The organism is Desulfatitalea alkaliphila, assembly GCF_022968795.1.
Taxonomy (GTDB): Bacteria; Desulfobacterota; Desulfobacteria; order Desulfobacterales; family Desulfosarcinaceae; genus Desulfatitalea; species Desulfatitalea alkaliphila.
This window is the reverse complement of record NZ_JALJRB010000006.1, coordinates 151,786-166,597: the sequence shown is the minus strand read 5'-3', so window position 1 is coordinate 166,597 and position 14,812 is coordinate 151,786. Positions and strand designations below refer to the sequence as shown.

Below are 14,812 nucleotides of genomic sequence, written 5' to 3'. Positions count from 1 at the left end.
GCGCTCAACCGCCGGTCTGCACGATCAGCTCTTTGCGATAGTGGTCGAGCAGTTTCTCCTTGGAAAGCACACCGATGCAGCGGTGGCCCGCCACCACCGGCAGATGCTGCAAGCCGTGGGCGTCCATCAGCTCCAGTGCACCGGCCAGGTCGTCACCGGCCTGAACGGCGGGAATGTCGTCGGCCATCAGTTGCTCTACGATGAGCATGGTGTGCATCCGGGGATCGAACAAGTAGGGACGGATACGATCCGCGAACACCATCCCCAGATAGTCGCCGGAACCGCAATCGTACACCGGATATACCAAGCCCGGCGTCTGTTCCAGCAAATTGACGAAATCCCCCAGCAGCATATCGTTGGGCACGTTGACCGGTTCGGCGGTCATCACTTCCTGGACCTTCAGGTCGGCCAGCACCCGCGCGTCGGTTCCGGGGCGCATGTAATCGCCCCTTTCGATCAACTCCCGCAGGTAGAAGGATCCCGGCTCCAGATAGTGGCAGAAAGTGGCGGTCAGCACCGACACAATGATCAAAGGCACGATCACGTCGTAGCCACCGGTGATCTCCACCACCAGAAAAATCCCGGTCAACGGCGCCTGCAAAATGCCGCTGATCATGCCCGCCATGCCCAGCAGGGCGAAAAAGCCCTCATTGGTCCAGTCGGCCATCGGCAAGGCCCAGATCAGCAAACGATAGTAAAGCACCCCGATCAAACTGCCCACCATCAAGCTGGGCGCGAAAATGCCACCGGCCCCGCCCCAGCCGATGGTCAACGTGGTGGCCAAGATCTTGGCCGCCACCGCCAGGGCCGCCCAGGCCACCCCTTGGGCGAAAACGCCGTCGATGGCCTGTTGCACCGACTGGTACCCCTCGCCCATGACGAAGGGCAGGAAGATGCCGATCAGTCCCACGGCCGCGCCGCCCACGGCCGGGCGCAACCAGCGCGGCAGCGGTGTTCGGGCGGCCACATGTTGCATGCCGTTGATCATGCGCGCCAAGGCCACGGCGCCGATGGTGGCCATGACCGCCACCCCGAAGCTGGCGCCGATGTCGGCCAGGCCGATGTGAAACTGTTGGTGGGCGAAGGCGATCTGGTTGCCCTGCAGCACCCGGCTGATCTGGGTGCCGGCCACCGCCGCGATGGCGATGGGCACGACATTGAAGGCGCGCCACTCGCCCAGGATCACCTCCACCGTGAACACCAGCCCGGCAATGGGGGCATTGAAGATGGCGCCGATGGCGCCGGCCGCGCCGCAGCCCACCAGGGTGGTGCGCTGGCGCTCGTTCAGGCCGAACAATTGACCGAAGTTGGACCCCAGGGCCGCCCCGCTGACCACGACCGGCGCTTCGGGGCCCGCCGAACCACCACTGCCGATGGTCAGGCTACTGGCCACCAAACGGGAGAAGCTGGAGCGAAAGCGCAACCGCCCCCCGTGCCGCAACACCGCCAGCACCACTTCGGGCACGCCGTGCCCCGGTCGCTCCCGCAGGATGACATTGATGAACAGTGCCGCGAGGGTGGCCCCGAGAGCCGGCAATAAAAACCCCCACCATTGGTGGTGGGCGCCGGCCAAGTGATGGGCCATGAAATGCAAGGCGCGGGTCAGGGCCACGGCGGCCAATCCACTGAACAGCCCCACGCAGGCCGCCAGGGCGATGACCATCAAACGGTCATCCGAACGGACGATGGCCCACTTTTCCCTGACGGCGGCAAAAATGCCGCCTTTCCCTTGAGAAACGGTCACTCCTGCCCCCCGGCCGTTTCCACGGCGGCCACTTGCGCCCAAAGCGCCTCGGCCGAAGGCATTGCCAGCAGGAAATCCCGGAAGGCTTTGTCCCGCAAGTGGAATGCCAACTTGGACATCATCGTCAGGTGCAGTCGGGTGGAACCGCTGAGCAGCACCATCAGCACCGATACCGGTCGGCCGTCGATGGCGTCGAAGGCCACGGGCCGGGCCAAGAAGCAGGTACTGATTTGCGGTACGGCCAGCGGCCAATCGGGATTGGACCGTGGGTGGGGCATGGCGATGCCGTGCCCGATGCCGGTGGAGGCCAACTGCTCCCGCTCCATCAGTTTGGCACACAGCTGATCGCGGACCGCCGGCGGGATGTTGGGAATCCGCTCCACGGCGGCCCGCAATGCATCGACCTTGGTGTCGCCTTTCAAATCATGGAAAACACCCCCGCGCTGCATGGCGGGCAGAATGCCGTCAAAGACCGGCTCCACCTGGTCGAAAGGCACTGTTTCATCCGCCGGCGCCCCGTAGATTTTCAAATGGTGCTCGCCGGCCCAGCGGCGCAACATCTCCTGCCGTATGGTATACTCCCCCCGGTTCATCTGCATGGGAATCTTTCCCTGCAGCACCCAGCGGCGCACCGTTTCAACGGGCATTCGCAACTGCCGGGCCACCTCCTTGAGCGACAAAACCATCATTGTGAATCCGAACTCCTTTAATATTCCGTAGCCAGACGCGCCAAACTCTTGTATACAATTGCAACAAAAACCACAAGGAGGTGTCCATGCATCGATATGAATGTCCCTGCGGCTATGTGTACGACCCTGCGGAAGGCGATGCCGAGCACAACATTGCCATCGGCACGCCGTTCGAAGATCTGCCCGATGATTGGGTTTGCCCCAAATGCGGCGCCGAAAAAGAGTACTTCGAAAAACTGGACGATTAAGCGCGCCCGGAAAAGAACAACCGCACAAGGATCCAGGAGTCATTCGTTGAACCTTTCCGCCACGCGGCTGTTTGAGCGGCTGCAACCGTTTCTGGCCCTTTCCCGCACCCCCCACGCCCTGATCGACATGGCCGCGCCCGCCCTGGCGGCCCTGTTGTGCCTGGGATCCTTTCCGCCGCCGACGGTGGTTTTGGTGGGACTCATCACGGTGTTCGCCGGCTATACGGCCGTTTATGCGGTCAACGACCTGGTGGACCTGCGCGCCGACCGCCGCAAGGCCGCCAACGGGGGGCACCAAGTGGCGGGACACGACCTGGACGGGGTGATGATGCGCCACCCCATGGCCCGGGGGGCGTTGTCCTTCGGCGCCGGCGCGGCCTGGACAGCGGCCTGGGGCGTGGTGGCGCTGTTCGGCGCCTACTGGCTCAATCCGGTTTGCCTTTACATCTTCGCGGCCGGTTGCCTGCTGGAAGCGCTCTACTGCACCCTTTGGCGCGTCACCCCCTGGCGCACCGTCATCAACGGCATCGTCAAAACCCTTGGCCCTTTAGCGGCGGTATACGCCGTCAACCCCGCCCCTTCCCCCGTCTTTGTGGCGGTGTTGTTCGCCTGGATTTTTGTCTGGGAAATCGGGGGGCAGAACATCCCCAACGACTGGACCGATGTGGAGGAAGACCGCCGCTTCGGCGCACGCACCATTCCCCTGCGGCTGGGGCCGGCACGGGCCGGGATCCTCGCCCTGGCATGCCTGACGGCGGCCATGTTCCTGAACGTGGCCCTGCTGGGGCTCTCCCCCCTGCGGTTCGGCGGGGTCTACCTGCTCATCGCCGTGGCCGTCAACCTGCTGCTTTTATTGCGCCCGGTCATGCGACTGAACCGCAACCGGCAGCGGGACGATGCCATGGCACTGTTCAACAAGGCCAGCTACTACCCCCTGGCCTTCTTTGTTCTGGTTCTGGTGCGCCTGTTGCAAAGCTAAGGGTTCGCGAAACCCATCCGGAAACGGCATCCGGCGGTCCATCTCTGGGTTCTCGCTCTTTTGAAATCCTCGACGTAGCCGCAAGGGCACGGCAAGCCGTGCCCCTTCGCCTGCTGCGCAGGACAGCTACGCTGTCGATTTCAAAATCGCTGCGGCCTTAGAACTTCACGCTTCCCCAAGGCAGAATGCCCGCGGCCACCTTGGCCCGTTCCTCGTATTGCTTGAGGGGCGATTCGTGCAGAATCATCATCTTCTGCGCCGCCATGGAACCCTCGGCATGCACCGTGGTCACCTCGTGGAACGCCGACTCGTGCGAGCAGACGTGGCGCATGGTTTCATGGATCATCTGCAGCCGCTCCATGGTGCTGAACTCCTGCGCGCCGCCCAGGTAGTGATCCAAATAGTCGTGGATATCCGGGTTTTCCCAATCCCGCTTGTCCGGCGAGGTGGCCAGGATACCGCCGCCGATATCCTGAATCAGTTTGACGAAATCATGATATTTGCCGGCGAAGTGCAACTTGGCCATATTGGCGATCAGCGGATTGGGCACGGCGATGTCGCCGTACATCACCGGATCATTGGCCGCCGCGTTGGCCAAGGCGCGCAGGGTCTCCACGTAGGCGGCGATGTCGGCCAGTTTCTCCCGGATGTGGCCCACTTTGAACAAACCGTTGTATTTGGCCATGGCCACCGCGCAACCGGCCATGACCTCCACGCTGGGCACCTTGTAACTGATGGCCGTAAAGCGGTGGAAAGTGGCGAAGGTGTAGGCCAGGTACATGGAGAACTGCCACTCACCGCACATGAAAACCCGCTCCCAGGGCACGAACACATTGTCGAAGACGATCATGGCCTCGGTCAGCTCGCGCACCGGGCGATCCGGATGAAACTCCTTGTCCGACCAGGGCCCGCGGCCGTTGCGGCAGATGAAAGTGATGCCCTCGGTGTTGGCGGGGATGGCGAAGCTGACCGCGTAGTCCGCTTCGTTCTCGCGCATCTGGCGCGTGGGCACCACCAAAATCTCGTTGGCCGCCGGCGCGCTGGTGATATGAATCTTGGCGCCCTTGACCACGATTCCGTCCTTGTTCTTGTCCACCACGTGCAAATAGTAATCGGGATGCTTTTGCTGGGAGGGCTCCTTGGAGCGATCACCCTTGACGCAGGTGATGGCGCCGCAGGTGTGCAGATCGTTTTTGCGCAAATGCTCCAGGAAGTTCCTGGCATTCTCCTCGTATTGTGGATTGCCCATCTGCCGCGCCACGGCCATGGCGGCGTTGAGGCAGTCGGTGCCGATGTCCTTGCCGAAAGGAAGCCCGCCGGTGGTGCGCATCAGCGTATGGATCAAGCGGGTCCGATTGCGCAGGTCCTCGGCGGTGCGGGGGGTGACGAAAAAGCGGTTGATCGGCTCACCGGTCTCCGGATGGGATGCCACCAGCAAGTCGCGGATGGCCGGATCGTCGGTGGCCGCCATTTCATATCCCGCGCCGATGGTGTCCACCGTCAAACCCAATACGCGATGCTGGGTGACATCGTCCACTTTCTCGCCGCTGATGTAAACCTTCCGGCCATCACGTAAACTCTCTTTGTACTCTTGCACTGTGCGAATGCCCATAACGCCTCCCTTGTGGTTGGTGGGTGGATGGTAAATCGGTCCGTCAGGAAAAACGCGGCGCCCGATGATGACGGCGCCGCGTCATGCTGCCGCACAAACATGTCCCGTGAAAGGGTGGTGTCGAATCAATGATGCAAACTATGAACGCCCCTTGCGGTGTCAAGCGTATCGCCGGCCATCCCGGGGCGGAAGCATCCTTCACGCAATTTTTGCACCAGATGCGCTTCACTGGTGATCGGTTCGTCGAACAGGGTGAATGCTTTGCCCAGGGTTTGCAGCCCATGGGCATCGGAGCCGCCGACGCCCGGCAAACCCATTTTCGCGGCCGCCGCTTGGGCGAGCCGGTTCTCCTCCGGTCCTACACTGCCGTTGAGGGTCTCGATGGCCGCCAGGCCGCTCAGTTGCAACACCCGGTCCCCCAAAGGGGCACCGATCATGGGGTTTTGATAGGGGTGAGCGGCGACGGCCACACCGCCCCGCCCTTGAATCCACTCCACGACCTGTTGCATGGGCAACCCGGGCAGAAAATCCCCCCGGCCCGCCCGAACGCCGTAGATCAACAAATGGCCTTCGGCGGCGCGATACTCGAAACCGCGGAAAATCGGAAAGCCGGTCTGCGCGGCGATACGCTCGAAGGGGCGACTCAGATCGTAGGAGTGGTGCTCGGTGATGCACACCCCGTCCAGACCCACGCGACGGGCTTGGGCGACAACCGCATCGGGGAGAATGTCGGCATCGCCGCCCAACACTGTATGCACATGCAGATCGATTTTGAACACGATGTTTCGATGGCTCCCGGAATTGAAGCAAGATGACAAAACGTATTGGTCACGGCCGATCAACGGTTGACGGCAGGGATCGAAAACCTCGCAGGCGCAGCTCTAAAAAGCGAACGTTTGATCGATTATACGCACCACCGCCCGCAGCGTCAATGAAATTGCCGGAAATCACAGGCAGGCAGGCGTTTTGCGCTGAAGGTCATTCAGCGCTATCGATCCTTCATGGGTATGGGGAAAAAGGGGCTGCGATTTTTAACAGTGAAAGGGATCGCGGGGAAGGCGGCGGGTGAGTCCTGTGTCCAATGAAAGCGTGCCATCGATCATGATCCAGGAACCCATGGCACGCTTCACTATGCATTCGTCATTGGTACCTTACCTCAGGACTCCATCATCCAACCCCGGCACGCCGCCGCACACCTGCCAGCGACCGTCCTGCCGGACCAGGTCCAGGGTGATGTCCACCGGATGGTTTTGTCCAAGGCCGAACCAGCGCCCGATGACCATGAAAACCGGGTTGATCGCCACGCGGGTGGTACCCGTCGCATGGACACGGGCCCTGTCGTCTTCCCGATCGATGGTGGCCAACTCCATGTGGGTGAACATGTGGCGCAAAAAGGAGATTTCAAAACCCCGTTCGCGGGCCTCTGTGTTTTTGGCGTACAAGAAGTTTTCCACCGCCTCGCCGCCGGCGGCCAGATCCGCACAAAGCCACTTTTCCATGGCGGCATCGAGATAATAGTAATCCTTGAGGAACGATTTGGCGGTGGTTTCAGGCGTTTTCTTGCCATCCACGATGATCAAGAGGGGTTGCAGCACGACGAAGAGAACAATCAAAAGAATGAACGGCGCAAAGCGATTCACCTGGCCCATGACGACAACCTCCTGATGGCTTTGACCCGATCCGCGGCGGCGCGGCCGACCGCGGTCCGGATATTGAATCTGGTCTTGGCTGGCTTTGACAAGATGTTTTCCTTAGCACGACCGGGGTGGGTATGACAAGCAAAACCGAAGCGGGCGGCGCGGGCCGGCGAAGTGGCGGACGCGCCTTGGTCGACTGACTCCTGATGCGATTCGGTTTTCCTTGACATGGAACCGGTTTCATACCAGATTTGGTGATGCGCAATTAATTTATGAACCACCGCTCCTATACCGCATCGGCAAGGGGTTCGCTGCCCGGCACCCTTGCCCGGCGACGCTTACCACGCATCGAGAGCGGGGACATCAAAAGCGGCGACACGGGCCAACAGCAAGGAGAGCTCATGGTTGAAGGTAAATCCCGGGACTGGACCACCGAAGAGAAAACCGTTGATATCGGCACCTGGAAGGAACGGTTCGAGTGGGTGGAGGAGCTTCAGGCAAGTCCCGACGGCGAAACGGTCGCCGCCATCGTCAACACCGGCGAAGAGACCTTCAATGTGTGTGTCAACGGCCAAACCTGGGAAAAGGATTTCGACAAGATCTGGCACTTGCGGTTCACCCCGGAAGGCCGTCCATACGCCCTGGTGGCCGACATGGACCAGTGGACCGTGGCCGTCGCGGGCACCCCTTGGGCGGAGGCCTTCGATTATGCCTGGCAACCCGTGGTCAGCGCGCGGGGCGATCACATCGCCGTATCCGTGCAGCAAGGCGGGCGCTATGCCATCGCCATCGACGGTGCCAAATGGGAAAACGATTTTGCCGATATCGGCCATTGGGTGTCGAGCGCCTCCGGAACACGCAGTGCCGCCGTCGTGCAAGTCCGGGCCGCAGACTCCGGGCAAGTCCATCGCTTTCAGGAAGGCACCTACACCATCGCCGTCGACGGGCAAGCGTGGGACAACGTTTTCGTCAATGTGTGGCAACCGGCTTTCAGCCCGGACGAGCGACAGGTGGCCGCCGAAGTGCGTTTAGACCTTTACCGTTACACCATTGCCGTCGACGGCCGACCGTGGGGAAAAACGTATGGCGGTATTTGGGCGCCCTGCTTCCATCCCCACACCGCCCATGTGGTCGCCCCGGTGCGACAGGCCGGTAAATGGTACATGGTCCAAGACGGCGAGATCATCTGGCAAAAGCCCTTTGTGCAGCTTTGGCAGCAACAGTTCAGTACGGACGGCGACCGGCTGGCCGCCATCTGCGCGCCCCGCTTCGGTCGATGGACCGTGGCGGTGGACGGCGAACCCTGGCGCAACACCTTCAACGCCATGGTCACCGATCTGACATTCAGTCCGGATGGCCGACGCATCGCCGCCCTGGCCAAACAGGATGCCCATTGGCATGTTGTCGTGGATGATCAAGTGTGGCGCAACGTTTTCGACATGGCCTGGCCCCCGGTGTTCTCCAGCGATGGCGCCAACGTGGCCGCCAAGGTGGAACGGGAAGGCCGCTACACCTTTGTCGTCAACGACCGCTTCCGGGGGCAGCCGTGCGACATGGCCTGGGATCCGTGCTTCAGCGACGATGGTGACGCACTGCTGCTGCGCTACGTGCAGGACGGGGTGTACCACCGGCGGATCGTACCGCTCACGGATATTTAGGAACCGCCATACCAGCGAGGATAACGAACAGATGCATGCATTGTATGAATGGGTGGCCGGACCGCTGACGTGGGTGGCCTTCGCGGTCTTCGTGATCGGCCTTGTTTTCCGATTGGTGCAGGTGCTGGTGATGGTTCGCAAAACCGAACCGTTCATCTTCACTTACATGAGCTGGAAATTCAGCCTGCGTTCCATCGGCCGCTGGCTGGTGCCGTTCGCCACCTTGCGCTGGCGCACCAGCCCGGTGATGACGGTGGCGACCTTCGCCTTTCACCTCTGTCTTCTGGTGACACCCGTGTTTGTATTGTCCCACATCGTGTTGTGGGACGAGGCCTGGGGCGTGCAGTGGTGGGCCCTGCCCGATGCAGTGGCCGACGTCATGACCGTGGTGGTCATCGCCGGCTGCCTGTTCTTCGCCGGCCGGCGCATCGTGCGCCGGGAAGTGCGCTTCTTGACGGACGCTTCGGACTATTTCCTTCTGGCGCTGACCGCGGCGCCATTTGTCACCGGCTTTCTGGCCTATCACCAGGTGACCCAGGGCGCAGGGATGACCATCGCCCACATGATCAGCGGCCAAGTGCTGCTGGCGGCCATCCCCTTCACCCGTTTGCGCCACATGCTCCTCGGATGGCTTACCCGGGCCTACATGGGATCGGAGTTCGGCGGCGTACGGCGGGCGCGGGACTATTGAGAACCCATTGAAAATGACCGCACCGCGCCGGCAGCGGGCGGAACACATATAAAGGTGCAGATCATGGAAGAAAACCAAAAACCGAACCACGAAAAACTGGACGAGGGCATCGACTTCGGTGTCTCCCGTCTGACCCCTGAAAAAATCGAAGCCGCCATCAACGCGGTATTCAATCGCGAAACCGGCGCGCGCTTTCGGGCTTATGTGGAGACCTGCATTCATTGCGGCTTGTGCGCGGACGCTTGCCACTTCTACCTCTCGCGGGACAAGGATCCGCGCTTTTCCCCGGCCGGCAAGGTCAAGCAGACCGTCTGGCCCATGCTCAAGGCCAAGGGCAAAGTGGATGCCGAAATGATTCGGCAGGCGGCACGGATCGCCCACACGGAGTGCAACCTGTGCAAGCGCTGCGCCATCTACTGCCCCTTCGGCATCGACATCGCCTATCTGATGAGCATGGTGCGGCGCGTAATTCACAAACTGGGCGCAACGCCCCTTTATTTGCAGGACACGGCTCACAGCCACGCAGCCACCATGAACCAGATGTGGGTCAAGGGGGACGAGTGGATCGACACTTTGCAGTGGCAGGAGGAGGAGGCCCGTGCCGAATTCCCGTCCCTGCGCATCCCGCTGGAGGTGGAAGGCGCCGATATCATGTATTCGGTGATCGCCCCCGAGCCCAAATTCCAAGCCCAGTTGATTTACCAGATGGCCGCCATCATGCACACCGCCGGCGTACGCTGGACCATGCCGGCCACCATGGGCTGGGACAACAGCGACATGGCCATGTTCAGCGGTGACAACGAGATCATGGGGCGCATCAAGCGGGCCCACTTCGACACCGCCGCCCGGCTGCGGGTCAAGCGGATCGTCATGGGGGAGTGCGGCCACGCTTTCCGATCGGTCTACGACATGGGCAACCGATGGCTGGGTTGGGCCCGGCCGCCGATACCCATCGTGCACGCCATCGAGTTTTACTACGAACTGCTCAAGTCGGGCCGTCTGCGTATCGCCCGCAAATATGAAAAACCGGTCACCCTGCACGACCCCTGCAATGTTTCGCGGGGCGCCGGTCTGCACGAGATGGCGCGCTACGTGGCCGATCAGATCTGCGAACAGGTGGTGGAGATGCACCCCAACCGCGAATACAACTACTGCTGTGCCGCCGGCGGCGGCGTGATCAACTGCGGCCCGCCCTTCAAGAACACCCGGGTGCTGGGCAACAAGATCAAGGCCGAACAGCTGTTCGATGCCAAAAGCCGCGGCGCACAGACCATGATCGCCCCGTGTCACAACTGCCACAGCGGTTTGCACGACATCGTGCACCATTACGAGGTGGGTTTGGAGATCAAGTTCTTCGGTGACATCATCTACGAGTGCATGGAAAAAGAGTGATGCGGCCCCTGAGCCTTGGCGGACAGGGCCCCATTCATTGGGCACAAGGGCCTGCGGAAATGGCAAACCGATGGCGGGAATAGGTCATCGGATCTCAAGGCCATCGGGATATCGGTTCATTGGAAGGGAGTCGGGATGAAGATCAAGATCGGCATATTGCTGGCCGTTTTGCTGGGATCTGTGCTGGTGGTGTTGGCCTTCGGCCAGTATGAAATGCAGGTGGTGGAGAACTACTATTTCCCCAATCCCCAGCGGCCGCCGGCCGTGTTCGAACATGACCGCCATAACGAAACGGCCGAATTGTGGGACTGCATGATCTGCCATCATGTGTACGACGAACAGGGCGTTCAGTCGGACTGGGAGTCGTCCGAGGACCAGGCGTGTGCCGATTGCCACGGCCTCGAAGACCAGGGTGGCATGCCGGGATTGCGCAAGGCGTTTCACCAAAGCTGTAAAGGGTGTCATTTGACGGAGCGCAAGGGTCCCGTCACCTGCGCCGAATGCCACGTCAAGCCTTGAGAACAGGAGCATAGGAATGTCCAAGAAGATCTTGATAATCGACGATGACCCGGTGATCTTGAAATATCTGCAGGCCCTGTTCGAAGACAACGGCTACACCGTCTTCACCGCCGCGAACAGCGCCGAGGGGTTGGACCTGGTCAAGGCCGAGAAGCCGGACCTGATCACCCTGGACCTGGAAATGCCGGGGGAGTGGGGCCCGCGCTTCTATCGCAAGCTACGCCAGGACAAGGCGCTGCGGGACACCCCCGTGCTGGTCATCAGCGGCATCGACGGCGACCACGCCATCAAGGACGCCGTGGCCTTTGTCGCCAAGCCCTTCGATCCGGACAAGGTGTTGGGTATCGTCAAACGGACGATCGGTTGATTTACATGCCAAGATAGGTTTTGCGCAGCACTTCGTCTTTGAGCAGCTCCTCCCCCGAGCCCTCGGCGATGATCTTGCCCGAAGAGAGCACATAGTTGCGCTGGGTCATTTTGAACACCATGCTCACCTCCTGCTCCACCAGCAGCACGGTGATGCCCATCGCCTTGATCTCCATGATCTTACGGAACACCTCGGCCCGCATGATGGGGGACAACCCGGTGGAGGGTTCGTCGATGCACAGCAGTTTGGGATTGCACATCAGCGACCGGCCGATGGCCAGCATCTGCTGCTCCCCACCGGAAAGGGTGCCCGACAACTGGTGGGAACGCTCCTGGAGGATGGGAAACAGCTTGTAGACATTCTGCAGATTGTGCTCGGCCTCCTTCTTGTCCTTGATCATATAGGCCCCGGCGCGCAGGTTTTCGAACACCGTCATCTCTTTGAACGGCCGCCGGCGTTCGGGGCAGAGAATCAACCCCATTTCGGCGATCTTGTGCGCCGGTTTGCGGTGAATGGGGTGCCCCATGAATTCGATGGTGCCCTTGATGGTGATGTCCCCCTCATTGCCCCGATGCTGCGCCTTCTCCCACTGCACCAAGCCGCTGACCGCGCGCATGGTGGTGGATTTGCCGGCGCCGTTGGGCCCCACGAGGCTCACCAGCTCCCCTTCATCGACCCGCAGGCTGATGCCGTTGAGGATCATCGCCTTGTCGTAGCATACTGTCAAATCATTGATTTCCAGCACCGTTATTCATCTCCTTTGCCCAGGTAGCTCTCGATGACCGCCGGATGTTTGACCACCTCCTCCGGAGAGCTTTCCAACAGCACCTCCCCGTAGTTGAGCACGATGACGCGATCCACGATGCGCATCAACTGTTGCAATTTGTGCTCGATGATGATCATGGCCGGTCCCTCGCTGTGCAGACGGCCGAAACGTCCCCCCTTGTGCAATCGTTTGACCGATTGGGCCATCAGGTCGGCCTCGGCCGGGCTCAACCCGCCGAAGGGTTCGTCCAAAAGCAGCAGTTCCGGTTCGGTGGCGATGGCGCGGGCCACTTCCAAGCGCTTGAGGTCCCCCTGGGAAAGGGTGGACGCCTTTTCCAGGGCCATGTCGGAAATGCCGGCGAACTCCAGGGCGTCCATGGCCTTGGCCTCGATGCGCTTGACCCACTCACCGGTCTTCATGGCCCGCGGGCTCAGGCAGGAGACCATCACATTGGCGATGATCGGCAACCGGCGGAAGGGCCGCATGTTCTGAAAGGTGCCCGCGATGCCCAGATTGACAATGTCCCACACCTTCATGCCGGTGATGTTTTTTCCTTTGAAACGGATGGTGCCGGCATCGGGTTTGAGAATGCCGGTGATCAGGCGCAACAGCGTCGTCTTGCCCGCGCCGTTGGGGCCGATCAACCCGACGATCTCGTCCCGCGCGATATTGAAGCTGACATTGTTGGTGGCTTTCAACCCACCGAAACGCTTGCTCAGATCGGTCACCTGCAAAAACGGCTCGGTCATATCCTGCCCTCCGCCTCGTCGCGCAGTTCGCGGCGCGACACCTTACCCACATCGGTCTTGGGCAATTCACCCCTGAACTCCACAATACCCGGCACCTTGTAGTGGGCCAGGTTGTTGCGGCAGAATTCGATGATCTCTTCCTCGGAAAGCTTGCCGCGCGCTTCGCCCTGCAGCACCACGTAGGCTTTGATGATCTGCCCCACCTTGGGATCGGGCACCCCCACCACGCCGGCCGCCTTGACCTGCGGATGGGTGTAGAGCACCTCTTCCACGTGACGGGCGAACACCGAGTAACCCTTGTGCTTGATCAGGTCGCGCTTTCGGTCGAAGAAGTGAAAATAGCCCTCGTCGTCCATGCGTACCATGTCGCCGGTGCGCATCCAGCGCTTGCCGTCGATTTCCACGAAGGTCTCGGCATCCGCGTCGGGCCGCTTCCAGTAGCCCAGCATGACGTTGGGACCGGCCAGCACCATCTCCCCCTCCTCGTTGACCGGCTTGAATTGATGATCCTCCATGTCGATCACCGCCGCGTCCACCCCGGGGATGGGTACGCCGAAGGAGCCCTTCTTGGGCCGGGTGTAGGGATTGCTGTGGCTCAGGGAGGTGCACTCGGTCATGCCGAAACCCTCCAGGATCTTGGTGCCGGTACGCCGCTCCCACCCTTCGCAGGTGGTGTCGTGCAGGCTGTCGGCGCCGCAGACGATCACCTTGAGCCGTTTCCAGTTGACCCGTGATGTTTTGTCGTACTCCTTCAGATATTCATAGAGCGTCGGCACGCCGTAGAACGAAGAGGCCTGGTAGCGCTCCACGGCGGTCAGGATCTCGTCCAGATCGGGGGTGGTGAACAACACCAGGGTCTGGCCCTGGGTCAGTCCGGTGAGCATCAGCACCGCTTGCCCGTAGATGTGAAACAGCGGCAGAAAGGCGATGACGGTCTCCTTGCCCTCCTCGATGAAAGGCCACCACGCCTTGCCCAGATGCTGTGTGGCCACCATGTTGAAGTGGGTCAGCATGGCCGCCTTGGGCAACCCCGTGGTGCCGCCGGTATAGGGCAAGGCGGCGATATCGGTTTTGGGATCGATGGTGACCTCGGGCGGTTTGGGCGGATTGCTCTTCAACAGCTCCTTGAAGACATGCAACCCAAGGCGCTTGATCTCTTCGGCGCTGGGCGGCTGCAACCCCTCATAGGCCTTGCTGATCATCTTCTTGGCGAAGCTGCGCTTCCAAAAGGGCAGGTAGTCGCCCAGATTGGACAGAATGATGTTGTCCAACGGCACACCGGTGCGCTCCACATTGGCGTAGAGCATGTCCTCGCAAACCACCGTGTGCGCCTCGCTGTCCAGCAACTGATGCTTGACCTCCTTGCTGGTGTAAACCGGGCTGACCGGCGTCACCTTGGCGCCCGCCTTGAGCGCGCCGAAATAGCTGATCACGAACTGGGGCGAGTTGAGCAGGTAAATCGCCACGGTGTCGTTCTTTTTGACACCCAAGCCGGCCAGCGCCGTGGCGAAGCGGTCGACCTGATCGACCAAATCGTTGTAAGTGAGTTTCTTGCCGTAAAATATCAGGGCCGCCTTGCGCGGATACTTGCGGGCCGTCTGGTCCAGCAACTCCGGCACGGAAACCGCTGGGATCTCGCTCTCTTCGATGGTCGCTGGAACATCTTCGGGGTAGAATTTCAACCAGGGCTTGCTGGTGTAGGGATCTTTCGAACGCATCGTTGATATCCTTCCTGGCACGGTTGATATGAGGCAATCGGTA

15 protein-coding genes are annotated in these 14,812 nt (G+C 61.0%); 7 read left to right on the top strand and 8 right to left on the bottom strand.

The genetic code is table 11. The features are described from left to right. Window positions 1-4 precede the first annotated feature (4 nt). Both MRX98_RS07580 and MRX98_RS07575 read right to left on the bottom strand, forming a co-directional pair. Window positions 5-1,744, bottom strand: coding sequence for a chloride channel protein (locus MRX98_RS07580; protein ID WP_246904759.1), 1,740 nt, complete (start codon window positions 1,742-1,744; stop codon window positions 5-7). After that, on the bottom strand, window positions 1,741-2,433 hold the full coding sequence (locus tag MRX98_RS07575) for a PTS sugar transporter subunit IIA (RefSeq protein ID WP_246904756.1): 693 nt from the start codon (window positions 2,431-2,433) through the stop codon (window positions 1,741-1,743). The genes MRX98_RS07580 and MRX98_RS07575 overlap by 4 nt, the downstream gene beginning before the upstream one ends. Window positions 2,434-2,519: 86 nt before the next feature. Between MRX98_RS07575 and MRX98_RS07570 the strand changes: the two genes are divergently transcribed. Both MRX98_RS07570 and MRX98_RS07565 read left to right on the top strand, forming a co-directional pair. Continuing rightward, complete coding sequence (locus MRX98_RS07570) at window positions 2,520-2,681, top strand: rubredoxin (RefSeq protein ID WP_246904753.1); 162 nt, start codon at window positions 2,520-2,522, stop codon at window positions 2,679-2,681. Between the two features lie 46 nt (window positions 2,682-2,727). Next, a complete protein-coding gene (locus MRX98_RS07565) occupies window positions 2,728-3,660 on the top strand; it encodes a UbiA family prenyltransferase (RefSeq protein WP_246904751.1) in 933 nt (310 codons plus the stop codon). A 157-nt stretch (window positions 3,661-3,817) separates the two neighbouring features. Here the strand turns inward: MRX98_RS07565 and MRX98_RS07560 are convergent, their stop codons facing one another. The 3 genes from MRX98_RS07560 to MRX98_RS07550 all read right to left on the bottom strand — a co-directional run bounded on the left by MRX98_RS07560 (window position 3,818) and on the right by MRX98_RS07550 (window position 6,921). After that, window positions 3,818-5,272, bottom strand: a complete 1,455-nt coding sequence (locus MRX98_RS07560; RefSeq protein WP_246904749.1) for a 4-hydroxyphenylacetate 3-hydroxylase N-terminal domain-containing protein — start codon at window positions 5,270-5,272, stop codon at window positions 3,818-3,820. 125 nt (window positions 5,273-5,397) lie between these two features. Beyond that, on the bottom strand, window positions 5,398-6,051 hold the full coding sequence (locus tag MRX98_RS07555; protein ID WP_246904747.1) for a PHP domain-containing protein: 654 nt from the start codon (window positions 6,049-6,051) through the stop codon (window positions 5,398-5,400). Between the two features lie 372 nt (window positions 6,052-6,423). After that, window positions 6,424-6,921: a hypothetical protein gene (locus tag MRX98_RS07550; RefSeq protein ID WP_246904745.1), complete on the bottom strand. Its 498-nt coding sequence runs from the start codon at window positions 6,919-6,921 to the stop codon at window positions 6,424-6,426. Between the two features lie 389 nt (window positions 6,922-7,310). Here MRX98_RS07550 and tmcD point away from each other — a divergent pair, with 389 nt between their 5' ends. From tmcD to divK, 5 genes are all read left to right on the top strand, one after another. Beyond that, window positions 7,311-8,567, top strand: a complete 1,257-nt coding sequence (gene tmcD, locus MRX98_RS07545; protein ID WP_246904743.1) for an electron transfer complex subunit TmcD — start codon at window positions 7,311-7,313, stop codon at window positions 8,565-8,567. Between the two features lie 31 nt (window positions 8,568-8,598). After that, a complete protein-coding gene (gene tmcC / locus MRX98_RS07540; protein ID WP_246904742.1) occupies window positions 8,599-9,258 on the top strand; it encodes a TmcC family electron transfer complex membrane anchor subunit in 660 nt (219 codons plus the stop codon). Window positions 9,259-9,321: 63 nt separating this feature from the next. Next, entirely contained in the window at window positions 9,322-10,650 is a 1,329-nt protein-coding gene (tmcB, locus tag MRX98_RS07535) for an electron transfer complex ferredoxin TmcB (RefSeq protein ID WP_246904739.1), read from the top strand. A gap of 135 nt (window positions 10,651-10,785) precedes the next feature. Further along, entirely contained in the window at window positions 10,786-11,169 is a 384-nt protein-coding gene (gene tmcA, locus MRX98_RS07530; protein WP_246904736.1) for an acidic tetraheme cytochrome c3 TmcA, read from the top strand. Window positions 11,170-11,185: 16 nt separating this feature from the next. Further along, window positions 11,186-11,536 (top strand): DVU0259 family response regulator domain-containing protein, encoded by a 351-nt coding sequence (gene divK / locus MRX98_RS07525; RefSeq protein WP_246904734.1) that lies wholly within the window; start codon window positions 11,186-11,188, stop codon window positions 11,534-11,536. 1 nt (window position 11,537) lies between these two features. On the opposite strand, the gene MRX98_RS07520 is transcribed toward divK, so the two are convergent. Genes MRX98_RS07520 through MRX98_RS07510 form a run of 3 tightly spaced genes read right to left on the bottom strand, consistent with a single transcriptional unit; the run spans window position 11,538 to window position 14,769 of the window. Then, a complete protein-coding gene (locus tag MRX98_RS07520) occupies window positions 11,538-12,281 on the bottom strand; it encodes an ABC transporter ATP-binding protein (protein ID WP_246904731.1) in 744 nt (247 codons plus the stop codon). A 2-nt stretch (window positions 12,282-12,283) separates the two neighbouring features. After that, entirely contained in the window at window positions 12,284-13,051 is a 768-nt protein-coding gene (locus tag MRX98_RS07515; protein WP_246904728.1) for an ABC transporter ATP-binding protein, read from the bottom strand. Then, the gene (locus tag MRX98_RS07510) at window positions 13,048-14,769 is read right to left on the bottom strand and encodes a long-chain-fatty-acid--CoA ligase (protein ID WP_246904726.1); all 1,722 of its coding nucleotides are present in this window, start codon (window positions 14,767-14,769) and stop codon (window positions 13,048-13,050) included. Before MRX98_RS07510 ends, MRX98_RS07515 begins: the two co-directional genes overlap by 4 nt. Window positions 14,770-14,812 lie beyond the last annotated feature (43 nt).